We start from the raw sequence: 23,206 nt of genomic DNA, 5'->3' as shown, positions 1-23,206 counted from the left end.
TCTCTGTCATGCCACCTCATTACGCGCCGGGAGTAGTCACGGGCGACATTTTACCCGTGCCTTATAAAAGAAATGGTGAGCGTAGGGGAATGTCCCACACAAGCTCTTACATTTGGTACAATAAGGAAGAAAGGACAGGTACCCTTGAAAATAAAGCCCTGTCTGCCTCGGTTAAGCCAACAACTTCGATTATTGGGGATAGAAGATGGATATTTTTGCGATAAACATACGTTTCGACGAAGAAGAGATTGTACAACATGCGGACCGGCTGATGGTCTATCTGTCAGAGGAGAAGCGGGCCAAAGCTCGAAAGTTTTACCGGCAAGAGGACCGCATAAGGGCGGTTGCCGCGGATGCTCTCGCGAGATGGTGCCTGTGCCGGAAACTGGCCGCCGCTAACCCGGAGCTGCGCTTCGGGACGAATGCCTACGGCAAGCCCCACGTGACTGCTCCCCGTACCGGCGTCCATTACAACGTGACGCATTCGGGCTGCTGGGTCGCGGCGGCCGTTTCGGAAGAAGAGGTTGGCATCGATGTAGAGCAGATCCAGCAGGTGGATCTGGATATTGCCGAGCGCTTTTTTTCTGCCGCGGAGAAAGACGACCTCTTCAGCCTACCTCCGGAGGAGCGGCTGGATTATTTCTTCGATCTGTGGACGCTGAAGGAGAGCTACATCAAAGCGGTCGGCAAAGGGTTGTCGATTCCGCTGGACTCTTTTTCCATCCGCAAGAGGGGAAGCGGCGTGTTCGGGCTGGAGCCGCAGCCGACCCATGTTTTCAAGCAGTATGAGCTTGAGGGGCCTTACAAATTGTCGGTTTGCTCGACTTCGGATGCATTTCCGAATCGGGTTACGTTTTTGCGTCTGGAAGATCTGGTGTTTCAATAGAAAGAGAACCTTCCGGCATGAGGCTTCTCCATAAATAAAACACCGCATAAGCCTCCCATCCCCGCCAGGGAGCGAAAAGCCGCCGGATCTCTTCGAGAGCCGGCTTTTGCGTGCGGTGCAGCAGCTGTTTCAGCGCGTTGTGAAGTCCCGCGTCCCCGATAGGGAAAGCGGCCGGGTTCCGCAGGCAGCGCATCAGCACATAATGCGCGGTCCACGGACCGATGCCGCGTATGGCGAGCAGGGTGCGCTCGGCGTCCTCATAGGAACCGGAGGCGAGAAGCGCTTCCTTCGACAGCGTGCCGCTGTCCATCAGACCCGCCACATGGAGGATGTATTCGGCCTTTTTGCCGGTGAACTGGAGCTGCCTCAGCTCGTCCACGGTCACGTCCGCCAAATCCCGCGGTTTCGGGAACAGCCAGTATGTGCGGCCTTCCCAGTCCAACTTCTTTCCGTAATTCTCCACAAGCCTGCGCTTGAGCGTATAAGCGAACGTCAAATTGATCTGCTGCCCGGCGATAGCCCAGCAGAGGGCTTCGAACAAATGCGGCACGCCGATAATGCGGAGCCCGTAATACCCGGAAGCTAACGGCCCGAGCAGCGGGTCGGACTGTGCCAGCGCATAGAAGGGCGTCATATTTCTGGCGAGGTCCAGCCATTCCGCCGTGTAGGCCGCCGCTTCCCGGACAGCGTCCGGGTTGACGGGCGGGCCCTGCATAAACCGCAGCTGCAGCCGGCCGGGACCCGGCTCGCTGATTTCGACCGGGAGCATCTCCTTTCCCGCCTCAAGAAGCTTGTAAATGCGGCGGTCCTCCACGCTGTGAAGGCACTCCAGGGGGGAGCGCGTCAGGTACAGGAGCGTTTCCGGATAACTGAACGCCGCCGGAGTTTCGATTTGCGCGATTCCCGTGTGTTCGTCAAAACTGAAAACGGGCGTGTCCTTCTGCCGTATAGTCATGGAATCCCTCCAGTCTGAGCAGCTCTTCTTTGACCTGGAGGCCACCTCTGAAACCGGTAAGCGCCGCATTCTTGCCGATAACGCGGTGGCAAGGCACGATGATGGGGACGGGATTGGCTCCGTTGGCCGTACCGACCGCTCTTACGGCTGCGGGACTGCCTACGCTTGCGGCAATGTCGGAGTAGCTGCGCGTTTCCCCGAACGGAATTTCGGCAAGAGCGTTCCAGACGGAAGTCTGAAAAGCCGTACCCCGCATATCGAGCGGAACGTCGAATTGCTGCCGGGTTCCTTCGAGATACTCTTTCAGTTGAAGGAGATAGCCGGCCATCCGTTCTTGGTCTTCAATCAGCACGGCTCCGGGAATCTGCCTGGCGGCCCAGCTTTTCAGGGTGTCCAGACTCTCGGTCGGCCACGTAATGCGGCACAATCCACGGTCTGTGGCGGCTATATATAAAGGTTTGTTCCGGAAAAGGGGATGCACCAGGGCCGCCCAATAAATTTCGACTGTCGCTGGAAGAGTATTCATTATATTTGCCTCCTGTATATCTCGGTTTCTTGGTTTGAATTGAATTGAACTAACATGAATTGAATTGAATTGGCTTTATTTCGGCATCGGTTCTCGCTCAGGAGTTCCGCGCGTTCCGTTCCCTATATTCATTCGGCGTACAGCCGGCAGCTTTCTGAAAGGCGGAGGAGAAATGCGAAGCGCTGCGGAAGCCTACCGATGCCGCGATTTCGCCGATGGCCTCTTCACTCCGGGACAGCCGCCGCTTCGCCTCCTCCATGCGGGTAAGAAGAAGCTGGCGCGAGGGGCTGATTCCGGTCGTCCGTTTGAACGTACGCTGCAGATGATAAGGGCTCATGTTCAGCTCGGAGGCAAGCCCGTGCAGCGTCAGATTTTCGCCGTAGCGGGTGCGGATCAGGCCCAATACGGTTTCCGCCAGCTCCGCATCGGGTCCGTGGGGACTCGGATTCTCGGGCTTGCACCTTTTACAGGGGCGGAAACCGGCTGCCAGAGCTCCTTCGATGCTTTCGTATACCCTCACATTTTCGGGCTTGGGAGTCCGGGACCGGCAGGATGGCCTGCAAAATATGCCCGTAGACGTAATGCCCACATAATACTGCCCGTCATGGCGGGTATCTCTGCTTAAAATCGTCTCATAGACGGATTTGAAAATAGCGTCCTCGTTCATCCGTTAACCGCACCTCCTTCTCTACCCATTATAAACTTCCGCCCGGTGCTTGATAATAGGAGTGAAATAGGACAGCAAAAATTCGCTAAGACCTAGAATACACGAGAATATGGAAGCAAAAGGAATAAAAGGACAATGAGCGGCTGTGCCGCTCGGTTTTCCTCCGCCCCGCTTTCCACTATAATGAAGGAAGATTTTGTACAAAAAGGATGGAGGAGATCAGACAATGAAACGCATAGCGGTTTTCTGCGGATCAAGTAACGGAGCATCCGAGGTTTACAGGGAAGGGGCCGTAAGGCTCGGACGCGAGCTTGCGGAGCGGGGCCTCGCACTCGTATACGGAGGCGCCAGTGTCGGGCTGATGGGTGCTGTGGCCGATGCGGTTCTGGAGGCCGGCGGTGAAGTTATCGGGGTGATCCCGAAAATGCTGGAGAACCGGGAAATTTCCCATCACGGGCTGACCGAACTGATCGTCGTCGAGTCCATGCATGAGCGCAAAGCGAAAATGGCTGACCTTGCGGACGGATTTATGGCCCTTCCGGGAGGACCGGGCACGCTGGAGGAGTTTGTGGAAATTTACACGTGGGGACAGCTCGGTCTTCACCGGAAGCCGTTCGGGCTTGTCAATCTCAACAAGTATTACGATCCCCTCGTCGCTCTCTTCGACCGGATGAATCAGGAGCAGTTTATGCAGGACAAATACCGCTCGATGGTGCTGGTGAACGAAGACCCGGCCAAGCTGCTGGAACAGTTTGCTTCCTACAAAGCTCCGGAAGTCAAAACGTACATAAAGAACGATCAGACCTGAAATTTCAGGTATCCTTAGTAAAACGTACCGAAAAGAAGCATACTAGAGTCGTTTACGGCCTTCTTGGTGAAGAAGGTTGTGAAGGGCTCTTTTTTATGCCCGGAAAAAGAACGTAAGAAGCCCTTAAGACACAAAAATGACATGAACATAATTTTACGATGTGTTTTACATATGTTCACGCATGTGCTATCATGAAGGCATGGAATTCCTACAGAACACTGTCTTTTTAAAGGGCATGATAACTCATAATCAAGGAGTGTAAACACATGAGCATAGCCGGAATAATCGATCACACGCTGCTTCGCGCAGATGCGACAAAGGCTGAAATCACGAAGTTGACGGAAGAGGCCAAGAAGTATGAATTCGCATCCGTCTGCGTAAATCCGACCTGGGTCGTTTATGCGGCCGAACAGCTCGCGGGAACGCCCGTGAAAGTTTGTACGGTCATCGGATTCCCTCTAGGTGCCACAACGTCTGCCGTGAAAGCGTTTGAAACGAAAGATGCAATCGCAAACGGAGCCGGGGAAGTCGACATGGTCATCAACATCGGCGCCCTGAAAGCCGGGGACGACGCACGGGTCGAAAGCGACATCAAAGCTGTTGTCGACGCGGCCGCGGGCAAGGCACTTGTGAAAGTCATCATCGAAACCAGCCTTCTTACGGACGAAGAAAAAGTACGCGCAAGCGAGCTGGCAGTTAAAGCGGGAGCGGACTTCGTGAAGACGTCCACCGGGTTCTCGACCGGCGGAGCGACACCTGCGGATGTAGCGCTTATGCGTAAAACCGTCGGTCCCGACGTAGGCGTCAAAGCATCGGGCGGCGTACGCAGCCTCGAAGACATGAACGGCATGATCGAAGCCGGGGCAACCCGTATCGGGGCGAGCTCGGGCGTTAAAATCATGGAAGGCGGCCAGTCCGCTTCTTCTTACTAAACCCTGACCTTCAAGGAGGACGGATCCATGAAAGACCAGCTGATTCAAGAAGCGATTGAAGCCCGCAAGCAGGCCTATGTGCCTTATTCGGGCTTCCAGGTCGGAGCGGCCGTGCTCACGGGCGGGAAGGTATACCGGGGATGCAACGTTGAGAATGCATCCTACGGTTTAACCAACTGCGCGGAGCGAACGGCTATTTTTAAAGCAGTTTCGGAAGGCGAGGGCGGGCACAAGATCGAAGCTATCGCCATCGTGGCGGACACGGAAGGACCGGTATCGCCATGCGGCGCATGCAGACAGGTTATCGCCGAGTTCAGCGACCGCAACACGAAAGTATACCTGACCAATCTTCATGGCAATACGGAAGAGTGGACGATCGACCGGCTGCTCCCGGGAGCCTTTCAAGCCGATGATATGGAGAAAAAGTAAAAACGGTTATGAAACTTCTTTTTGTAAACTGAATGTAAGCGCTTAATAGATTTGCAGGTTCAGAGACCTGTACCAGCATTCAAATCTGCTAATGCCGAGCAACCATTGGGGGAAACACTAACATGAAATATTTAGTTGCTATTCTGGGCGTGCTTGTCGTGTTCGGGCTTACTTACGCCGCCAGCAACAACCGTCACAAAATCCGGTACCGTCCGCTGTTCGTCATGATCGCCCTGCAGGTAGTCCTGGCGTTCGCCCTTCTGAATACGAGCGCGGGCGAATTTCTGATCCGCGGCTTCGCGGGTGTATTCGAATCGCTTCTCGCTTATGCGTCTGAAGGGATCAATTTTGTGTTCGGCGGTATAGCGAACGACAAGACGTCTCCGTTCTTCCTGAACGTGCTGCTCCCTATCGTATTTATTTCCGCATTGATCGGGATTTTGCAGTATACTAAAATTTTGCCGTTTATCGTCAAATACATCGGTCTGGTGCTCAGCAAGGTCAACGGCATGGGTAAGCTTGAATCTTACAACGCCGTGGCATCCGCTATTCTGGGTCAATCGGAAGTATTCATTTCGGTGAAGAAGCAAATCGGCCTGCTGCCGAAACACCGTCTGTACACGCTTTGTGCTTCGGCCATGTCCACGGTTTCGATGTCCATCGTCGGAGCTTACATGCAGATGATCGAGCCGAAGTTTGTCGTAACGGCGCTGGTGCTGAACCTGTTTGGCGGTTTTATTATCTCGTCGATTCTTAACCCTTACGTGGTTACGAAAGAAGAAGATATTCTTGAAGTACAGGAAGAAGAGAAGCAGTCTTTCTTCGAAATGCTGGGAGAATATATTCTCGACGGTTTTAAAGTCGCCATAATCGTGGCGGCCATGCTGATCGGTTTCGTAGCCCTGATCGCCTTGATCAACGGTATTTTCAGCGGCATTTTCGGCATTTCGTTCCAGTCCCTGCTCGGGTATATTTTCGCTCCGTTCGCGTTTGTAATGGGCGTGCCTTGGGCCGAAGCCGTCGAAGCCGGAAGCATTATGGCAACCAAGATGGTATCCAACGAATTCGTCGCCATGCTCGACCTTGCCAAGCATACGACCATGTCCCCGCGGACCGTCGGAATCGTATCGGTGTTCCTCGTTTCCTTCGCGAATTTCTCTTCCATCGGGATCATCGCCGGTGCGGTCAAAGGGCTTCACGAAAAGCAGGGCAACGTTGTGGCCCGTTTTGGTTTAAAATTACTGTATGGAGCTACATTGGTCAGCGTCCTGTCGGCTACGATTGCGGGGCTGTTCCTGTAAGCTGAATAGGAAAGGAAGCGTGAAACATGACTACGTTTAAACGGATTCACCTGATTGTACTGGACTCGGTCGGTATCGGCGAGGCGCCGGACGCCGCTAAATTCGACGACTTCGATGTCGATACCCTCGGACATATCGCCCGGGAGAGGGGCGGCCTTAACATGCCGAACATGGCCAAGCTGGGTCTCTCCAATATCCGTCCGATCGAAGGCGTGGCTGCGGCGGACAAGCCGCTGGCTTACTTTACGAAGATGCAGGAGGCGTCGAACGGGAAAGATACGATGACCGGGCACTGGGAGATCATGGGCCTTAACATCGAAACGCCGTTCCGTGTATTTCCGGACGGCTTCCCGGATGAACTAATCGGGCGCATCGAAGAGAAGACCGGCCGCAAGGTGATCGGCAATAAGCCGGCCAGCGGCACCGAAATCATCGACGAGCTCGGCGAAGAGCACGTGAAAACCGGCGCGCTCATCATTTACACGTCCGCGGACTCCGTGCTGCAGATTGCCGCCCATGAAGACGTGGTGCCGCTTAAGGAGCTTTACGAAATTTGCGAGTTCTGCCGCGAAATTACGCTGGAAGATCCGTATATGCTGGGCCGTATCATCGCTCGTCCGTTCATCGGAGAAGCCGGCAGCTTCAAACGGACGGCTAACCGTCACGATTACGCCTTGAAGCCTTTCGGGCGCACGACGATGAACGAGCTGAAAGACAAAGGCTTCGACGTGATCGCGCTCGGCAAAATCTCCGACATCTACGATGGCGAAGGCGTGACGAAAGCGGTCCGGACCGTCTCCAACATGGACGGCATGGACAAACTGGTGGACACGCTCGGCGAGTCCTTCACCGGACTCAGCTTCTTGAATCTCGTCGACTTCGACGCCCTCTTCGGCCACCGCCGCGATCCGCAAGGATACGGACAAGCGCTGGAGGAGTACGACGCCCGCCTGCCGGAAGTGTTCGCCAAATTAACGGATGAGGACCTCCTGATTGTCACGGCCGACCACGGCAACGATCCGACCTATCGCGGGACGGACCATACGCGGGAATACGTGCCGCTGCTCGTTTACTCGCCGCGTTTTGCGGATGGCGGCAAAGAGCTGCCGCTGCGCCGCACGTTCGCCGATATCGGCGCTACCGTAGCGGACAACTTCGGCGTTGCACTGCCCGCCCACGGCGCAAGCTTCCTGGCGGACTTGAAATAAAGCGGGGACGGTAAGCCGTCCTGCTCTATCTTATTTATAACGGAGGTACACGTTCATGAGCGTTCATATTGGTGCAAAACCCGGCGATATCGCCGAAACGATCCTGCTGCCGGGCGACCCGCTGAGAGCGAAGTACATTGCGGAAACTTACTTGTCCGACGTAATCTGCTACAACGAAGTCCGCGGCATGCTGGGCTTTACGGGCACGTATCGGGGCAAGCGGGTTTCGGTACAGGGATCGGGCATGGGGATTCCGTCGATCAGCATTTACGTCAACGAGCTGATCAGCCAGTACGGCGTCAAAAACTTGCTCCGCGTCGGCACGTGCGGAGCCATGCAGGAACATGTCCGGGTCCGCGATGTGATCCTGGCCCAGGCGTCCTGCACGGATTCGAGTGCGAACCGCCATGTTTTCGGCGGCTTCGATTACTCCCCGATCGCGAGCTTCCCGCTGCTTAAGGCCGCTTACGAGCGCGGCGTGGAGAAGGGGCTTAAGCTTCATGTCGGCAACATTTTCAGCTCCGACATCTTCTACCGCGACGACAAGACGGTCGTGCAGAAGCTGATGGATTACGGCGTGCTCGGCGTCGAGATGGAGACGACCGCCCTTTATACCCTGGCGGCTAAATTCGGCGCGAACGCTCTGACGATTCTGACCGTGAGCGACCACCTTCTGACAGGCGAGGAAACCTCGTCGGAAGAGCGGCAGACTACCTTCAACGAGATGATGGAAGTGGCCTTGGATACGGCGATTTCGCTGTAAGACCGGATAGTCGCCGAGGACCTCAGATACAGCTGGGCTATAAGATAGTTGCTGGACAATATGCAGAAAAGACAGACAAGACAGACAAGACAAGTAAGACAACAACAAACGGATAACGGATAAACGGGACACAGGTTTTGATCGGTTACCCCCGTGAATAGGAATTAATTAAGAGTACTTACTGGTAAAGCGAGGAGAAAAGACGATGAGAATGGTCGATTTGATTGCGAAGAAGCGTGACGGCAAGGAACTGACGACGGAAGAAATCAACTTTATTATCGAAGGCTACACGAAAGGGGATATTCCGGACTATCAGGTCAGCGCACTGGCGATGGCGATCTACTTCAAGGACATGACGGCGCGCGAGCGGGCCGATCTGACGATGGCAATCGTCAACTCCGGCGAAACGATTGATCTGTCCGCTATCGAAGGGGTTAAGGTAGACAAGCACTCCACGGGCGGAGTGGGCGACACGACGACCCTGGTACTGGCTCCGCTCGTAGCCGCGCTCGATATTCCCGTTGCGAAAATGTCCGGACGCGGCCTGGGCCACACCGGCGGTACGATCGACAAGCTGGAAGCGATCGAAGGCTTCCACGTGGAGATTTCCAAGGATGAGTTCGTAAGCCTGGTAAACGAACACAAAATCGCCGTGATCGGGCAGACCGGCAACCTGACGCCTGCCGACAAGAAGCTGTACGCTCTTCGCGACGTAACGGCGACCGTAGATTCCATCGCGCTTATCGCCAGCTCCATCATGAGCAAGAAAATCGCCGCAGGCTCCGACGCCATCGTGCTCGACGTTAAAACGGGCGCAGGCGCGTTTATGAAAACTCCCGAGGACGCGAAGGAACTGGCGCATGCCATGGTCAGCATCGGAAACAACGTGGGCCGCAAGACGATGGCCGTCATTTCCGATATGAGCCAGCCGCTCGGCGCCGCCATCGGCAACGCGCTGGAAGTGCGGGAGGCCATCGATACGCTTCGCGGCCAAGGGCCGAAGGATCTGGAAGATCTCTGCCTCGCCCTGGGAAGACAAATGGTCTTCCTGGCAAACAAAGCTTCTTCCCTGGAAGAAGCGGAAGAGAAGCTCAAAGAAGTGATCCGCAACGGCAAAGCGCTGGAGAAGTTCAAGGAATTCATCGCGAACCAGGGCGGGGACGCGTCGGTTGTGGACGATCCCGAGAAGCTGCCTAAAGCGAAGTTCCTGATCGAAGTGCCGGCGCGCGAAGACGGTGTCGTAGCCGAGATCGTTGCCGATGAAATCGGTACGGCGGCTATGCTGCTCGGAGCGGGACGCGCCACGAAGGAGTCGGAGATCGATCTGGCCGTCGGTCTCATGCTGAACAAGAAGATCGGCGAGAGTGTCAAGTCGGGCGAATCCCTCGTAACCATCCACGCCAACCGCGAAAACGTGGAGGATGTTATCGCCATGATTTACGACAACATCCGTATTTCCGACCACGCTGAAGCGCCTGTCCTCATTCACGACATCGTGACAGAGTAGGGTCCGCGAGAAGCCTGGAATTTTACAGAATTACGGCTGATTGAAAAAAATCGGCTTCAGTCCGGCCGCAGGCCGAAGAAACCGTCGCATCGGGAATGCGGCGGTTTTTTGCATTTGAGCGGCTGAGTTGCGGGCGGTCTTAAATAGAGAGCGGTTTGGCTTCCTTGTTTGGGGGTTGACAGCAATTGGAAAGGGGAATAGAATAAACAAAATGATAGTGAGTACTAACAAACATTATTCGTTTGCTTTCCTTAATGGAGAGAAACGTACAGATACATGAGGAGGGGAAAGTATGAGCGGCAGCTCATCTTCAAACAGTTCGGACAAACTGCTGCTGGCAGCCATCGATCTTATAGCGGATAAAGGCTACAAATGCGTCACCACCAAAGAAATCGCCGCTGCCGCGGGACTAAGTGAAATGACGCTGTTCCGGCACTTCGGAAGTAAGCAGAATTTGATTGAATCCGCTTTCGACCGGTTTCATTACGCTGGGGAGATGCAGAAGCTTTTTGCGGAAAAGCTGGTATGGGAACTGGAAACCGATCTTCTTCTGATCAGCCGGACCTACCACGATATCATGAACCGCAACCGCAAAATGATCCAGATCAGCCTGAGAGAATCGGGAAGCCTGCCCGGTTTCCGGGAAAAGACGCAGAGGCATCCCCGCCAATTAAGAGAGTTTTTGACGGATTATTTCGTGAAGATGGCGGAGCAGGGAAAAATGGCAACGACGAATCCCGAGCTCCATGCGGTCTCGTTCATGTGGATGAATTACGGCGCGTTTATGAATAACCGGGACGGTTGGGGAGAGGGGACATTCGCCGATATTCCGCTTGATGATTTTATCCGGGAAAGCGTAAAGGTTTTTACTAGGGCGCTTGCTCCCTAGTTTTTTTCGGCCCGTTATGTTAGGGAGTACAACCATACAAAGCTTTAATGATTAACGAGATTAACCGAAGTATTCGGATATCAATTGCATGCTAGGAGGCGAAAGCCGTGTCAACCGCTGTACAAAAAACAACCGGCGATAAACTTATGCGGGTTCTGGCGTTCACTCTGGTCATTTCGGTTATGAACGCCTCTATTTTCAACATCGTGCTGCCGCAGATCAGTGCGGAGTTTCATCTGAATTCGGCCCAGGTCAGCTGGGTGGCTTCCATTTACATGCTGGTCTACGCCATCGGATCGGTCATTTACGGCAAGCTCGCGGATAAATATCCGTTAAAACGGCTTATCACGTTCGGGCTTACCGTTTTTGCGCTCGGGTCCGTTATCGGCCTGTCGGCTTCCGCCTATTGGATGGTCATTCTGGCAAGGGGATTCCAGGCCGTGGGGTCCTCGGTCATTCCCGCCGCCGCGATGATTATCCCGATCCGGTTTTTTCCGCCGGAGACCCGCGGCAGAGCCCTGGGCATCTCGGCTATCGGCATGGCGCTCGGCAATGCGCTCGGACCGGTGCTATCGGGCTTTATCATGAGCGTGGCGGACTGGCACTGGCTGTTCTGTCTGTCCCTGCTCACACTGCTGACGTTGCCCTCCTACCGCAAATTGCTGGACGACAAGCGCGGGGCGGCCGGTAAAATCGATGCGTGGGGCGGAGCCCTGCTGGCGGGAACCGTCAGCCTGCTGCTGCTGAGCATTACGAACGGCGGCTGGATCACTGTAATCAGCGGAGTTGTGCTGCTCGGACTATTTATTCTCCGCATCTTGAAGGCGGAGGAGCCTTTTATCCAGCCCCGGCTGTTTTTGAACAAACATTATGTAACGGGGCTGATCGTTTCCCTGATCATTGTCGGCCTCGGTTTTTCCTTATCGTTCCTGATCCCTCAGCTTATGTCGCACGTGAATCATATAGAGCCCGGTATGATCGGCTTTATGATGGTGCCGGGAGCGGCCGCGTCCGCAATGATGGGTCTCAGAGGCGGCAGGCTGGCGGATGAGAAGGGCAATTCCTTTCTTGTGTATCTCGCGTCCTTCCTGCTGTTTATCAGCTTTGTTCTGCTGTCCTCCTTGTCCGGCGCTCTTCCCGTGCTCGTGTCGGCTCTGCTCATCTTCGGCAACGTAGGCATGACATTCATGCAGATTGCGCTGTCCAACACCATTTCGCGATCTCTGGCAAGAGACCAGGTCGGCGTGGGGATGGGGCTGATGGCCATGATGAATTTTATCGGAATCGCGTCCTCGTCGGCTATTTACAGCAAACTTCTCGACAACGGGGCGACAGTGACGTGGAATCCCTTTAATCTTTACCAGGGAGCTTCCGTGTACAGCAACATTTACTTGGGGCTTGCTGTTCTCGTTCTGGCGGCGGCGGGTATTTATTTCTACCGGTTCGGCAGAGCTCCGGCAAATGCAGCTCCCAGAAAAGCGGAAGCTTGAGAGCTGTATGGCAGTGTTGAAAAAACCGGAATTGGCCCTTTAGAGGGGGATTCCGGTTTTTTGCGTTAGCCCCGTGGTTTATCACTTTCGTGTGGCGCCAAGCACCGAGGTCAGGGGCCTTGCGCAGATCATTTTGTGCAGAAACTCAGAAAAAACAGTTGAATTTGTTTTTTAGCTGACCTTGTCCTTGCGGAAAACGGTATAGTGGAGGAGAAGCACCTAAGCAACTTATGCAAAGCCACGCCTATCATGTCTATGTAGGAGGTTCTCATATGTCTTATACGTTTGAGGAATTTGCGCTGCCCGATGAGGGCTCGGGCCCGTACGGTTTGACGTACGGCAAAGACGGAGCGATCTGGTTTACCCAGCAGAAAGGAAACCGGATCGGCCGCATGGCACCGGACGGGTCGGTGACGGAGTTCCCGGTAACCGCGGAAGAAGCCGGCCTCTCCGTGATCCTATCGGCAGCGGACGGTGCGGTATGGTTCAGCGGTTATAAAGCCGGTATAGTCGGGCGGATCCGTTTAACGGGAGAAATCACGGAGTTTGCGCTGCCCGCGCAGGATTCAGGGCCGTTCGGCCTTGCCGAGGGACCGGACGGAGCTGTGTGGTTCACCGAATTGACGGGAAATAAAATCGGCCGGATCACACCGGACGGTACGATTACGGAATTCGGACTGCCCCTGCCTGGGGGTTTTCCTTCCTTTATTGCACGGGGTTCGGACGGAGCGATGTGGTTTACGGAAAATCAGGGAAACCGGATTGGCCGCATTACTTCTGCGGGAGAGATAACCGGATATCCGCTCCCGTCCGGACAGGCTGGTCCGGTGGGGATTACGGGAGGCCCTGACGGCGCCCTATGGTTTGTCGAGATTAACGGCAACCGGATCGGGAGGATCTCGACAACGGGCGAGATTACCGAGTACCCTCTTCCGGAGCCGGGAGCAAAGCCGCATGCGATTACAGCAGGCACGCAGGGGGACTTGTGGTTTACGGAATGGGGAAGCAACAAGATCGGCCGGATCACTACAGCCGGTGAAATCTCGGAATATGCGATCCCCAGAGAGAAGGCGGAGCCGCACGGACTTGCCGTCGGACCTGACGGAACCGTTTGGTTTGCACAGGAGAGCGGCCAGATCGGCCGGTTAACGGTCCATTCGTTCTAAATTCGTAAAGACGAAGCACGGGAAAAGGAGATCACTGCGCGTAAGCGGTGATCTCTTTTTTTGCTGTTGAAATAAGGGCTAAAGTCCCTGAATTCAGGTTGGTTAGAGGTGGATTTTTTTATAAAAAGGTTTCGTATTATGGAATTTATTTACTGCATTTATGCTTGTGTCCTATGGTTTAATGAATAGAGATGACAAAATGAGCCTTTTTCTCACATACGGGCCCTGATCTGGAAATGTACCGATTGCCTAAAACGTTAAGACTTGATAGGACGCTGTTTTGGGATAGTTATACGGAATTTCAGAGGATAGAGGGTTCATCCCACATTTGCGGAGGTTTATCATGAAAAATATATGGATACGCAATCTGATTGCGTTCTCCCTTTTGACCGGAATGGTCTATACATCGTTTATGACCCCGGAAGCTGCGGCAGAGTCTTCCCGGACTTCGGCCGTTCACGGTTATACCGTACAGTCAGGCAAGATAAGGGAAGCGGGAGAGATGAATTCGGCCGCTCCTTTCTGGGCGGACGGTATGAATCTGGCGTCACACGAAAAGGATGAGAACGTGAATCACATAGGGCTTAAGGAACTCGGGATTTTTGCGGGTATCCTTTTCGTTATCTATCAATCGATTCGTGTTTTCCGGCAGCGAAAGAGGAAGGAAAAGCTGCTCCGTGAAGCGCAGGCTTATTCCACGGATCTGTATCGGGACAGCGAGCGCCTCGGGCTGCTGGCCGATTTGTACAAAGGGCCTTCGTCCGAAAAACGCATCTGCCCCGTAGAAGCCGAATTGAAAGATGTTTCTTCCATTCTGGATGAGATGACGGGGATGATCTCGGGCATCAAGATTTCTTTTATCGGCAATGTCAAAACGCTGGAAGAAACGATGGGAGAATGCCGGGTGCTGTTGAGGCAGTATCAAGGGGTATACGGCAGTCTGAAAGGCAGCATCGACAGGCTCTGTGAGCTGGAGAAGCAGAACGACAAAGTCGTAGCGGAGCTTCAGGCGAAAATCGAGTCCCTTCTGGCCCGGGCGAAGGACCGTTCGGCCTCATACCGGGTGGACGATCTGGAAGAGGAACTGTTCGGTCTGCAAAAGCGGATCGGGATCATCGACCGGGAGCAGATGAGCGATTTTATTGATGTGCAGGAGCACCTTGCGCCGGAACGGGAACAGCTGGCCGAGATCGAACGGCTGCTTGCGGACCTGCCTGAGCTGCATAACCGGCAGCAGAAATTCAAAGGACAGATCGGGAACGCGCGGGATGAAGTGAACCGTTCCATACTGGAGCACGGGCTGGAGTCATCGGATTTGACTTCCTTTGCGAGTTTGGATCGTGCGGAGGCGGTCTCGGTCTCTATGCTTGAGGCGCTTAACGCAGGCAGAATCCGGGAAGCTGCACGTATCTCTTCGGACGTGACGGGCCTGATCAAGCATTCGATAATCGCTGCGGGAGAACTGGCTGAGCTCAGGGAAAGCTTGTCCAAGACGCTCCGGCTTCTTAAAAGCGGCATGCGGGAGCTGGATTATCCCGAACCGGCCTTTAAGGAAGAGCTGAAGCGGGTAAAAGCGTATTTTGCGGAATCCGTCTGGTCGTTTATGCGCGGCGAATTCGATCAATTTACAGTTTTGTTCCGCGAAATCACTCAAAAGCTTCCCGAAGTGGAAAACCTGCTGGCGCAAGGGCGTTTTAACGAAGGAGGCAAAAAACTCATCGCTCTGATGGAGCAGTACGAGCTGGCCGAAAAGAAACATGCCCGCCTTCAGGCGTATGAAGCGGCCAATAAGGAACTGAACGGTCTGAGAGAGAGCGTGCACACTTGCTGGATGGATTTTCAGGAGACGGTGTCGTTTATTTCGTCGGAAGGTTTGGAAGAAGCGCTGCATTCCCGTGATCTCGGAGATTTGAAATACAAAATTCACGAGCAGAAGGACCTGATCGACCGCCGGATGAGCAGTCCTCCTATCCAGCTTGATCGTCTCAGACGAGATACGGAAGCGATGGCTACCGATGTCCAGGCTTACCGCGCGCGCGTCGAGCAAATCGCCGGCCAGCAGGAGGAATACGAGGACGAAGAGGACAGAAAAAACGTTGTGATCAACGTGAATTTTAAATAGTTTTTGCGGGCGGGTGAGGGCTGGGTGCTGTGACGGGTTATATTGATTCTGCTGTCCGAAGGACCGCCGCATCCAATAGGGCAGGACAAGGCGGCAGAAGAAGCCCGTATATATCAATCCGAGCCCATTTCCGTGCCGGGGAATGGCGATTGTGAAATCGATGCCGATAAAAGGAGCAGATAGGAAGTAGAATGTCTATTATAGTAGATTGGATACTCTGGATTTTTGTCATTCTTGTTGGTTTTTACTCCAGCATTTTCTGGCCTGCCTTTTTTTCTCAAAGATCCAACAAAAAGAAATTTGCACAGAGAGCGGAAGAACTCCACTTTGAGTATTTTCAATTAGAAGAGATGATAAGTCCTCTTGTAGATTTGTATAAAGGCCGTGCAACGGAGAAAAATTTGCGTCCGGTAAAAGAAGAAATGAATACAGCCGGGGCAAAGCTGGAGGAACTTAAACACCGAATAGCGGATATTCCTACGAATAGATTAATGAGGGATAGCCGCATCCTTATAAAAGCATTGCGGGAAGAGATAGAAGCTCTTAAGACAAGCTACGACTCTCTTAAAGAGAAGATAGAGAAGCTGATTGCGATGGAGCACGAGAACGAAAGCATTCTTTCACAGCTCCAGACAAAGGGAAATCAGTTAATGAATCGTCTTGAAGCATTGTCGGGCAGCTATCAATTCGCAGAGGTCCAGAAAGGACTGGCCGCCCAACTGGCATTAATCGAAGCCATCGACGAAAAGCAACTGACCGATCTGATCAACGTACACGATACGCTTATGCCGATCCGTGCACAAATGGACGAAATCGAGCTTCTTCTCGATTCGCTTCCTCCCGATTCCGAGACGGGACAAGACCAGCCGGGAGAAGAGATCGAAGATCAAGTCGAGGCGGTGCGTGCTCAAATGGAACGGGCGATGAGGGCGTCCGGGCTGAAAAAGGAAGAAGAGCCCCGAGACAACAAAGATGACGCGCAAACGTCTTCGGTACACGTAACACGGCAAGATTCTGCGGAGCCAATTGATCTGGATGAAGTAAAAAGGCTGATGGACAAGGGGCTTGTGTTCGATGCCATCCATCGTATGGCGGCAAGCATCGACCCGATCGTTAAAACCAGGCCGGCTTCCGATCACGATGATCAAGTGAAGGTGATAGTTACCTCGTCATACCCGGAACAGCAGGAATCCAAGAAGCAAAAGCGCGGCAAGAAAAACGGCTAGGAGAAGCGCGGGAATGGCTAAATCCGAAAGGAAGCCCAAAGTAGGGAGCGGGAAAATCGGCGAAGACACTGGCGGCCCTATTCCCTTAAAAACCGTTCCAACCCGGAACGGTTTTTAGTTTGCCCAGAGACGGCAGTGAGCCGTTGACTTTTTATCAGTTTAGTACTAAACTTAAGTCATCAACGGAAGCGGGGTGAGCCCATGGAAAAGAATCAGAAGGAGCCGCTTCTCTCCAAGCAGGAGGAAAAGCTCGGGGTGCTGATCTGGTTCCGGCTGTCGCGCGTGTACAATCAGAGCATCCGGCAGTCCAACCAGCATTTGAAAGGCTGGAACTTATCGGCCGCGCAGTTCGATGTGTTGGCTCAGGTCGGCGCGCACGAGCGGCTGACTCAGCAGGAATTGGCGGACAAGCTGCTGGTCACCAAGGGAAATATTACGCAGCTGCTGGGTAAAATGGAGGAGCTGGGCTGGATCAGGCGTGAGCAGGAATGGAAGACCAAATATATTTCCCTGACGGCGGAAGGACAAGCTTTGTTTGACGAAGTCGTTCCGCAGCAGGAACAGTTTCAGGCTTCCCAATTTGAGGCTTTGGACCGGGAAGAGAAGAAGCAGCTTCTGGAGCTGCTGAAAAAAGTCCAGAAACAATCCTGAACACACAACCGGGGAGGGCATCATCATGGAACTTAAAGGCATCCACCACGTATCGGCCATTACCGCACAGGCACCGGAAAATTTCGAATTTTACACGAAGGTTCTGGGACTCCGTCTGGTGAAGAAGACGGTCAATCAGGACGATATTAGCGTGTATCACTTGTTTTACGGGGACGAGAAGGGCAGCCCGGGGACGGAATTGACGTTCTTCGAAATTCCGATGGCCGCACGGAACCGCGAGGGGGTCAGCAGCATTTCGGCCGCGTCCCTGCGTGTTGCCAGCGATGAAGCTCTGAGCTGGTGGAAAAAACGGTTCAACGAATTCGGCGTCGATCACGACGAGATTCAAGACCGTGCGGGACGCGCAACACTGGCATTCCGTGATTTCGAGGGCCAGCGCCTGATCCTGGTGTCCGACCAAGACAACAAAGGGGTCCCGGGCGGCACGCCATGGGACAGAAGCCCGGTTCCCGCCGAATACGGCATCCTCGGACTCGGCCCTGTCAAATTGACGGTACAGGACCCGGAACCGACGGTAATTGTGCTGACGGAGCTTTTGGGCTTCCGCGAAAAAGGCCGCTACGCGGCCGACGTGCCGGGACAGCCAGACATCGTCGTGTACGAAACCGGCGAAGGCGGCAGCGGGGCCGAGGTTCATATCGAGCAGAGGAACGATCTCTCCCGTGAACAGCTCGGCCGCGGCGGCGTACACCATGTCGCTTTCCGTGTGGATAACGAGGAAGAGCTGCGCGCCTGGATCAACCGGGTCCGGCAGGTCCGGTTTCCGAATTCCGGCTTCGTGGACCGGTTTTATTTCCGGTCCTTGTACTTCCGCGAGCCGAACGGTATTCTGTTCGAGCTTGCGACGGACGGTCCGGGCTTCGATACGGACGAGGATATCCGTCATCTGGGCGAGTCGCTGGCGCTTCCGCCGTTTCTGGAATCCAAGCGTCCGCAGATTGAAGCGGGTTTGAAGCCGCTCAACACGAAAACGGACTAAGCGCGCCCGTTTGACATCGCTGTGAATGCTTGTGTAAGCCTCTCTTTGGACCGAAAGGTTCATCGGGAGGCTTTTTTAGTTCAGTCGGCTGGTACGCGCTTTAGGTTTTTTGGGGGAGCGATGTACGAGCACGACAACGACATTTAAGTGAAAATGAATCTTGATGTCTTGCAAACACCGCAGTTCTTACGCCATCATACTTAGCGGACAGACGTGGTTTTGCCGTTTACAAACATAACCAGGGACACGGTGATTGACGAACTATTGTAAAGAAGTTATAGTATCAATATACCTATACGGGTATAAGTATAAAGCGAATCCCGATCCGCCGATAAAAAATCCCGAATGAACTCGGGGAGGACAAAACGGCGGAGGCTATGCCGCCGCGGAATAACATCAGGGAGGTACTCAACGTTATGAATATTCAAACTCATCAAATACTGGACGCTAAAGGACTGGCCTGTCCGATGCCGATCGTACGGACGAAGCAAGCTCTGGAGCAGATGGCTTCCGGCCAGGTGCTGGAGATTCTGGCTACGGACAAAGGTTCTTTGGCCGATATCCGGAGCTGGGCCAAAACGACGGGCCACCAGTACCTGGGCTCCACCGAAGAAGGGAAGGTGCTGCACCATTTTATCCGCAAATCCGATCCTGCCGAGGTCAAAGAAGAGCGGCAATTTCCGCATACCGCAACCAACGATGAACTGGAGCAGTGTCTGCGGGAAAAGCCGCAAACGAACGTTCTCGATGTACGCGAACCCGCGGAATACGCATTCGGGCACATACCGGGGGCGGTATCCATCCCCTTGGGCGAGCTGGAGCAGCGGATCGGCGAGCTGAACGGGCAGGAAGAGCTGTATATCGTCTGCCGGACGGGCAGACGCAGCGATATGGCCGCGCAGCTGCTGGAGCGCCAAGGTTTTAAGCACATCCGCAACGTGCTTCCGGGCATGTCCGCTTGGATGGGTCCGCTGGAGAAGTCGGCGGGCATTTGACACCCGGCCGGCGGGAAGCCTTTTACCACCTGAAATTTTAACGGACTTGAATCCAACATCTTAGGAAGAACTTCACCATGAGCAGAAAAGTAACGATTATCGCATCCAATGGTGGCATATTCGACGCGGCCTTACGGAGGAAGATTTCGGAAAGGGCATTGAAGTCGGCGGTGCCGCGACTTTTCTTGATCTTGCTGTCGATGCGGACGTTATGCTGATCTTTTGAGGGAGAGGGAGAGAACTGCCTGGGCAGACAATTAACGGATCGGATCATTAAAACCATGAATCACTTTTAAGAGGTAGGGAGGCTGTACGGATGAATGCGAGAAATCAAGAGGAAGGGCGGCTTAAAGGAATGACGGCCGCCGCGCTGGCGAAGAAGGTTCTTAGCAAGAAGACCCTTTTTATATTAGATGTACGCAATGAAAGCGACTTTGCCGATTGGAAAATCGAAGGCAATCAGATCGAGCTGCTGAACGTGCCGTACTTCGAGCTGCTGGACGGCGTGGAGGCCGTAACGGGTAAAATCCCGACGGACCGGGAAGTGCTGGTCGTATGCGCCAAAGAAGGCTCGTCGAAATTCGTGGGCGAGCAGCTTGTGGAAGCGGGTTTCTCCGATGTTTCGTACCTGGTCGGCGGAATGAAATCGTGGAGCGAGCACCTGGAGCCCGTGAAGGTGGGCGATCTGAAAGACGGAGGAGCCGTCTACCAATTCGTACGAATCGGCAAAGGCTGCCTTTCTTACATGGTGATCTCGGGCGGGGAAGCCGCGGTGATTGATGCGGTACGGATGACCGGGGTGTTCATCGATTTTGCCCGGGAGAAGCGGGCGGTGATCAAGCATGTGCTGGATACGCACCTGCATGCCGATCATATATCCGGAGGCCGCAAGCTGGCCGCAGAAACGGGAGCGTCTTACTGGCTGCCGCCCAAAGATGCGGAAGAAGTGGTGTTCGGCTACTCGGAGCTGGTGGAAGGCGCCGATATTACGGCCGGCTCCACCCGGATCGCGATCCAGCCGCTCTATTCCCCGGGCCACACGATCGGAAGCACGTCGTTTGTTGTGGACGACCGCTATCTGCTGACGGGAGACATCCTGTTCGTCGCTTCCATCGGACGTCCCGATCTGGCCGGCAAGGCGGAGGACTGGGTCGCGGATCTGCGCACCACGTTGTACGACCGCTACAAGAAGCTGTCCGAAGAGCTGATCGTGCTCCCGGCGCACTTCGGGCGGTTTGCCGAGCTGGACGAAGGCGGAAGAGTGTCCGCCAGACTCGGCGATCTTTTCGCGAATAATCCGGGGCTGAATATCGGCGACGAAGACGAGTTCAGAAAAACCGTTTCGGAGAACTTGCCTCCTCAGCCCAATGCGTACCGGGAAATCCGGCAAACCAATATGGGCAAAATAATGCCGACGGAAGAAGAACAGCGCGAAATGGAGATTGGTCCGAACCGCTGTGCCGTGCACGATCAATAATACGATTCTTTACAAGAGCAATCCTTAACGGGATAAACGATAGAGGAGGATAACAATATGGAAGTGAACGTAACGGTTGATACGAAGGGAATGGCATGTCCGATGCCGATCGTCAAAGCCAAGAAGACACTCGATTCGCTGGAATCCGGAGGCATTATGCAAGTTCTGTCCACGGACAAAGGCTCGCTGAACGATTTTCAGGCTTGGGTTAAGCAGACCGGGCACGAGCTGATCAAGCATGAGGAAGATAACGGCGTATATACATTCTACGTGAGAAAAAAATAAGGCGGGAGCGTTGGCACAGGCTGCCTGAAAACGCGATTCTCCGGGCTTTTCCGCAACTCCCGTATCAGTTATCGGTATAAACGACACGGACACCCAGATGGCCGTAGGTTTCTTCGGTGTAGTGACCGCCGGGGCAAACTTTAACTACGCAGTGCGAGGTAGCTTCATCGCTTTGGAGGTGCTGCCCGCAATGGGGACAAGCGGAAACGAATAACCGTTTGAGTTGTTGAATCATTTCTTAAAACCCCTTTTTCCAACTAAATTACTTGGTTTTGACTTATTATAGCCGGATCGGGGATGGAAGTACAGCGCTTCTCCCTTCTAATTTATGCCGCCGCCGGAATGCTGTGCTAAAGATTCGCATCAGGTCAGACAAGGAGGATGTTATGGATATTTTGTTAGCGGTCATCATGCTGGCGCTGGGGCTCGCCGGGTCTTTTTTCTCGGGCATGCTGGGAATCGGGGGAGCCATCATCAACTATCCGCTCCTGCTGTTCGTCCCTCCTCTGTTCGGGGAGGCCGCTTTTACGGCTCAGGAAGTTTCCGCGATCTCGATGTTCCAGGTATTCTTCGCCGCCTTGTCCGGTGTCCTGTTTCAAAGCCGCAGGAAGAAGGGGCCCTCCCTCGTTCATAAAGGGCTTGTCTTATATATGGGCGGAGGCGTACTTGCGGGCAGTCTGATCGGCGGATTGGCTTCGAAATATATGCCGGGCGACACGATTAATGTCATTTACGGCGTGCTGGCGGTAATCGCGGTGGTGCTGATGCTAATCCCGGTTAAGGGGAAGCGGCAGGAGGAAGGGAGCGGCCTCGTTTTCAACAAGCCGCTCGCCGTACTTTCGGCGCTGGCAGTGGGCTTGGTTTCGGGGATCGTCGGCGCGGGCGGGGCGTTTATTCTAATCCCGATCATGCTGACCCTGCTGAAAATTCCTACCCGCACCACGATCGCTTCTTCGCTGGCCATTGTGTTTATTTCGGCGGTCGGAGGGGTGATCGGGAAAATCGGGGCGGGGCATATTCCGCTGCTTCCGATCTTATTTACGGTCATCGGCAGTCTGCTCGGAGCGCCGCTCGGTTCCCGGCTGTCGGCCCGGATTAACGTGAAATACCTGCGGTACGCATTGATTGTGCTCATTGCCGCCACGGCAGTTAAAATATGGCTGCCTATTTTATTGAAGTAAGCTGGTCCGCTGCGGATCGGCTAAAATTTTCGCAATTTTCATACGTATACAGGTATATGTATAAAGGAGTGACATGATGGAGAATCATAAAGAAGGAACGACGATTGTCTTGTTCAGCGGAGAAATGGATAAAGCTATCGCCGCTTTTATTATAGCGAACGGCGCGGCCGCTTACGATCACGAGGTGACGATCTTTTTCACCTTCTGGGGGTTGAACGCGCTGCGCAAGGATGAACCCGTCAAGCTCAAGAAGGGCTGGCTGGAAAAGATGTTCGGCCGCATGATGCCGAGAGGGCCGAAGAAGCTGGGCCTGTCCAAGATGAACTATATGGGCATGGGCCCGAAAATGATTCAGCATGTGCTGAAAAAGCACAATGCGCTGACGCTTCCGCAGCTCATCGAGCTGGCGCGGGAGCAGGGCATCAAGCTCGTCGCCTGTACGATGACCATGGATCTGCTCGGCCTGCAAAAGGAAGAACTGCTGGACGGGATCGAGTACGCGGGCGTAGCCGCTTACCTGGGCGATGCCTCGCAGGCGAAGGTGAATCTGTTTATTTGACGGCGGAAAAAGAGCGAAGCCGTTGTGCGATGGTCCGGCGCCGCCGCGTGCAGCTCCCGGTGCCGCCGCCGTATCGCGCGCCGGGAACTGCACGCGGTGTGAACATGGCGGCAGGGCAAGGCTGCGTCAAAAAGGGAAGGAGTCCGACTCCTTCCCTTTTTATTTACGCCGGTGGGTGTCTTC

24 protein-coding genes are annotated in these 23,206 nt (G+C 54.2%); 20 read left to right on the top strand and 4 right to left on the bottom strand.

The window, feature by feature from the left end; translation table 11 throughout:
* Nucleotides 1-205 precede the first annotated feature (205 nt).
* The gene (locus AC58P5_RS21815; RefSeq protein WP_497390283.1) at nt 206-886 is read left to right on the top strand and encodes a 4'-phosphopantetheinyl transferase family protein; all 681 of its coding nucleotides are present in this window, start codon (nt 206-208) and stop codon (nt 884-886) included.
* On the opposite strand, the gene AC58P5_RS21810 is transcribed toward AC58P5_RS21815, so the two are convergent.
* From AC58P5_RS21810 to AC58P5_RS21800, 3 genes are all read right to left on the bottom strand, one after another.
* Nucleotides 849-1,841, bottom strand: a complete 993-nt coding sequence (locus AC58P5_RS21810) for a DNA-3-methyladenine glycosylase family protein (RefSeq protein ID WP_497390281.1) — start codon at nt 1,839-1,841, stop codon at nt 849-851. The genes AC58P5_RS21815 and AC58P5_RS21810 overlap by 38 nt on opposite strands.
* Nucleotides 1,801-2,367 carry a methylated-DNA--[protein]-cysteine S-methyltransferase gene (locus tag AC58P5_RS21805; RefSeq protein WP_497390279.1) on the bottom strand — a complete coding sequence of 189 codons (567 nt, stop codon included), beginning with the start codon at nt 2,365-2,367 and terminating at the stop codon, nt 1,801-1,803. Before AC58P5_RS21805 ends, AC58P5_RS21810 begins: the two co-directional genes overlap by 41 nt.
* A gap of 97 nt (nt 2,368-2,464) precedes the next feature.
* Complete coding sequence (locus AC58P5_RS21800; RefSeq protein ID WP_497390277.1) at nt 2,465-3,034, bottom strand: bifunctional transcriptional activator/DNA repair enzyme AdaA; 570 nt, start codon at nt 3,032-3,034, stop codon at nt 2,465-2,467.
* Nucleotides 3,035-3,260: 226 nt separating this feature from the next.
* Between AC58P5_RS21800 and AC58P5_RS21795 the strand changes: the two genes are divergently transcribed.
* From AC58P5_RS21795 to AC58P5_RS21715, 17 genes are all read left to right on the top strand, one after another.
* Complete coding sequence (locus tag AC58P5_RS21795) at nt 3,261-3,842, top strand: LOG family protein (protein ID WP_497390275.1); 582 nt, start codon at nt 3,261-3,263, stop codon at nt 3,840-3,842.
* 266 nt (nt 3,843-4,108) lie between these two features.
* Complete coding sequence (deoC, locus tag AC58P5_RS21790) at nt 4,109-4,774, top strand: deoxyribose-phosphate aldolase (protein WP_497390273.1); 666 nt, start codon at nt 4,109-4,111, stop codon at nt 4,772-4,774.
* A gap of 27 nt (nt 4,775-4,801) precedes the next feature.
* Nucleotides 4,802-5,203 (top strand): cytidine deaminase, encoded by a 402-nt coding sequence (locus AC58P5_RS21785; protein ID WP_497390271.1) that lies wholly within the window; start codon nt 4,802-4,804, stop codon nt 5,201-5,203.
* 122 nt (nt 5,204-5,325) lie between these two features.
* On the top strand, nt 5,326-6,504 hold the full coding sequence (locus AC58P5_RS21780) for a NupC/NupG family nucleoside CNT transporter (RefSeq protein WP_497390269.1): 1,179 nt from the start codon (nt 5,326-5,328) through the stop codon (nt 6,502-6,504).
* 26 nt (nt 6,505-6,530) lie between these two features.
* Nucleotides 6,531-7,712 carry a phosphopentomutase gene (gene deoB / locus AC58P5_RS21775; protein ID WP_497390267.1) on the top strand — a complete coding sequence of 394 codons (1,182 nt, stop codon included), beginning with the start codon at nt 6,531-6,533 and terminating at the stop codon, nt 7,710-7,712.
* Between the two features lie 55 nt (nt 7,713-7,767).
* Nucleotides 7,768-8,475, top strand: a complete 708-nt coding sequence (gene deoD, locus AC58P5_RS21770) for a purine-nucleoside phosphorylase (RefSeq protein WP_497390265.1) — start codon at nt 7,768-7,770, stop codon at nt 8,473-8,475.
* Nucleotides 8,476-8,680: 205 nt separating this feature from the next.
* Complete coding sequence (locus AC58P5_RS21765; RefSeq protein WP_497390263.1) at nt 8,681-9,982, top strand: pyrimidine-nucleoside phosphorylase; 1,302 nt, start codon at nt 8,681-8,683, stop codon at nt 9,980-9,982.
* A 292-nt stretch (nt 9,983-10,274) separates the two neighbouring features.
* The gene (locus AC58P5_RS21760; protein WP_497390261.1) at nt 10,275-10,871 is read left to right on the top strand and encodes a TetR/AcrR family transcriptional regulator; all 597 of its coding nucleotides are present in this window, start codon (nt 10,275-10,277) and stop codon (nt 10,869-10,871) included.
* Nucleotides 10,872-10,978: 107 nt separating this feature from the next.
* Entirely contained in the window at nt 10,979-12,361 is a 1,383-nt protein-coding gene (locus tag AC58P5_RS21755) for an MFS transporter (RefSeq protein WP_497390259.1), read from the top strand.
* A gap of 272 nt (nt 12,362-12,633) precedes the next feature.
* Nucleotides 12,634-13,527 carry a Vgb family protein gene (locus tag AC58P5_RS21750; protein WP_497390257.1) on the top strand — a complete coding sequence of 298 codons (894 nt, stop codon included), beginning with the start codon at nt 12,634-12,636 and terminating at the stop codon, nt 13,525-13,527.
* A 343-nt stretch (nt 13,528-13,870) separates the two neighbouring features.
* Nucleotides 13,871-15,649 carry a hypothetical protein gene (locus AC58P5_RS21745; RefSeq protein ID WP_497390255.1) on the top strand — a complete coding sequence of 593 codons (1,779 nt, stop codon included), beginning with the start codon at nt 13,871-13,873 and terminating at the stop codon, nt 15,647-15,649.
* Between the two features lie 191 nt (nt 15,650-15,840).
* The gene (locus AC58P5_RS21740) at nt 15,841-16,875 is read left to right on the top strand and encodes a hypothetical protein (protein ID WP_497390253.1); all 1,035 of its coding nucleotides are present in this window, start codon (nt 15,841-15,843) and stop codon (nt 16,873-16,875) included.
* A 201-nt stretch (nt 16,876-17,076) separates the two neighbouring features.
* A complete protein-coding gene (locus AC58P5_RS21735; protein WP_497390251.1) occupies nt 17,077-17,526 on the top strand; it encodes a MarR family winged helix-turn-helix transcriptional regulator in 450 nt (149 codons plus the stop codon).
* A gap of 25 nt (nt 17,527-17,551) precedes the next feature.
* Nucleotides 17,552-18,526 (top strand): ring-cleaving dioxygenase, encoded by a 975-nt coding sequence (locus AC58P5_RS21730; RefSeq protein ID WP_497390249.1) that lies wholly within the window; start codon nt 17,552-17,554, stop codon nt 18,524-18,526.
* A gap of 416 nt (nt 18,527-18,942) precedes the next feature.
* Complete coding sequence (locus tag AC58P5_RS21725) at nt 18,943-19,521, top strand: sulfurtransferase TusA family protein (protein WP_497390247.1); 579 nt, start codon at nt 18,943-18,945, stop codon at nt 19,519-19,521.
* Nucleotides 19,522-19,876: 355 nt separating this feature from the next.
* The gene (locus AC58P5_RS21720) at nt 19,877-20,998 is read left to right on the top strand and encodes an MBL fold metallo-hydrolase (RefSeq protein ID WP_497390429.1); all 1,122 of its coding nucleotides are present in this window, start codon (nt 19,877-19,879) and stop codon (nt 20,996-20,998) included.
* 57 nt (nt 20,999-21,055) lie between these two features.
* Nucleotides 21,056-21,283 (top strand): sulfurtransferase TusA family protein, encoded by a 228-nt coding sequence (locus tag AC58P5_RS21715; protein ID WP_217561009.1) that lies wholly within the window; start codon nt 21,056-21,058, stop codon nt 21,281-21,283.
* 64 nt (nt 21,284-21,347) lie between these two features.
* Here AC58P5_RS21715 and AC58P5_RS21710 read toward each other — a convergent pair whose 3' ends face one another.
* Nucleotides 21,348-21,518: a hypothetical protein gene (locus AC58P5_RS21710; protein ID WP_497390245.1), complete on the bottom strand. Its 171-nt coding sequence runs from the start codon at nt 21,516-21,518 to the stop codon at nt 21,348-21,350.
* 151 nt (nt 21,519-21,669) lie between these two features.
* On the opposite strand from AC58P5_RS21710, the gene AC58P5_RS21705 reads away from it, so the two are divergent.
* A complete protein-coding gene (locus AC58P5_RS21705) occupies nt 21,670-22,464 on the top strand; it encodes a sulfite exporter TauE/SafE family protein (protein WP_497390243.1) in 795 nt (264 codons plus the stop codon).
* Nucleotides 22,465-22,540: 76 nt separating this feature from the next.
* The gene (locus tag AC58P5_RS21700; protein ID WP_497390427.1) at nt 22,541-23,023 is read left to right on the top strand and encodes a DsrE/DsrF/DrsH-like family protein; all 483 of its coding nucleotides are present in this window, start codon (nt 22,541-22,543) and stop codon (nt 23,021-23,023) included.
* Nucleotides 23,024-23,206: the final 183 nt, after the last annotated feature.

This window comes from Paenibacillus sp. JT31N7 (genome assembly GCF_059692095.1).
This window is presented reverse-complemented; position numbering and strand designations above follow the sequence as displayed.

Excerpts from the sequence above, each read along its gene's own strand:
- AC58P5_RS21745 (WP_497390255.1), top strand. The coding sequence starts at position 13,871 with ATGAAAAATATATGGATACGCAATCTGATTGCGTTCTCCCTTTTGACC.
- AC58P5_RS21710 (WP_497390245.1), bottom strand. The coding sequence starts at position 21,518 with ATGATTCAACAACTCAAACGGTTATTCGTTTCCGCTTGTCCCCATTGC.
- AC58P5_RS21700 (WP_497390427.1), top strand. The coding sequence starts at position 22,541 with ATGGAGAATCATAAAGAAGGAACGACGATTGTCTTGTTCAGCGGAGAA.
- AC58P5_RS21815 (WP_497390283.1), top strand. The coding sequence starts at position 206 with ATGGATATTTTTGCGATAAACATACGTTTCGACGAAGAAGAGATTGTA.
- deoB (WP_497390267.1), top strand. The coding sequence starts at position 6,531 with ATGACTACGTTTAAACGGATTCACCTGATTGTACTGGACTCGGTCGGT.
- AC58P5_RS21810 (WP_497390281.1), bottom strand. The coding sequence starts at position 1,841 with ATGACTATACGGCAGAAGGACACGCCCGTTTTCAGTTTTGACGAACAC.
- AC58P5_RS21800 (WP_497390277.1), bottom strand. The coding sequence starts at position 3,034 with ATGAACGAGGACGCTATTTTCAAATCCGTCTATGAGACGATTTTAAGC.
- AC58P5_RS21715 (WP_217561009.1), top strand. The coding sequence starts at position 21,056 with ATGGAAGTGAACGTAACGGTTGATACGAAGGGAATGGCATGTCCGATG.
- AC58P5_RS21735 (WP_497390251.1), top strand. The coding sequence starts at position 17,077 with ATGGAAAAGAATCAGAAGGAGCCGCTTCTCTCCAAGCAGGAGGAAAAG.
- AC58P5_RS21780 (WP_497390269.1), top strand. The coding sequence starts at position 5,326 with ATGAAATATTTAGTTGCTATTCTGGGCGTGCTTGTCGTGTTCGGGCTT.
- deoC (WP_497390273.1), top strand. The coding sequence starts at position 4,109 with ATGAGCATAGCCGGAATAATCGATCACACGCTGCTTCGCGCAGATGCG.
- AC58P5_RS21765 (WP_497390263.1), top strand. The coding sequence starts at position 8,681 with ATGAGAATGGTCGATTTGATTGCGAAGAAGCGTGACGGCAAGGAACTG.
- AC58P5_RS21760 (WP_497390261.1), top strand. The coding sequence starts at position 10,275 with ATGAGCGGCAGCTCATCTTCAAACAGTTCGGACAAACTGCTGCTGGCA.
- AC58P5_RS21730 (WP_497390249.1), top strand. The coding sequence starts at position 17,552 with ATGGAACTTAAAGGCATCCACCACGTATCGGCCATTACCGCACAGGCA.
- deoD (WP_497390265.1), top strand. The coding sequence starts at position 7,768 with ATGAGCGTTCATATTGGTGCAAAACCCGGCGATATCGCCGAAACGATC.
- AC58P5_RS21750 (WP_497390257.1), top strand. The coding sequence starts at position 12,634 with ATGTCTTATACGTTTGAGGAATTTGCGCTGCCCGATGAGGGCTCGGGC.
- AC58P5_RS21705 (WP_497390243.1), top strand. The coding sequence starts at position 21,670 with ATGGATATTTTGTTAGCGGTCATCATGCTGGCGCTGGGGCTCGCCGGG.
- AC58P5_RS21740 (WP_497390253.1), top strand. The coding sequence starts at position 15,841 with ATGTCTATTATAGTAGATTGGATACTCTGGATTTTTGTCATTCTTGTT.
- AC58P5_RS21720 (WP_497390429.1), top strand. The coding sequence starts at position 19,877 with ATGACGGCCGCCGCGCTGGCGAAGAAGGTTCTTAGCAAGAAGACCCTT.
- AC58P5_RS21805 (WP_497390279.1), bottom strand. The coding sequence starts at position 2,367 with ATGAATACTCTTCCAGCGACAGTCGAAATTTATTGGGCGGCCCTGGTG.
- AC58P5_RS21725 (WP_497390247.1), top strand. The coding sequence starts at position 18,943 with ATGAATATTCAAACTCATCAAATACTGGACGCTAAAGGACTGGCCTGT.
- AC58P5_RS21795 (WP_497390275.1), top strand. The coding sequence starts at position 3,261 with ATGAAACGCATAGCGGTTTTCTGCGGATCAAGTAACGGAGCATCCGAG.
- AC58P5_RS21785 (WP_497390271.1), top strand. The coding sequence starts at position 4,802 with ATGAAAGACCAGCTGATTCAAGAAGCGATTGAAGCCCGCAAGCAGGCC.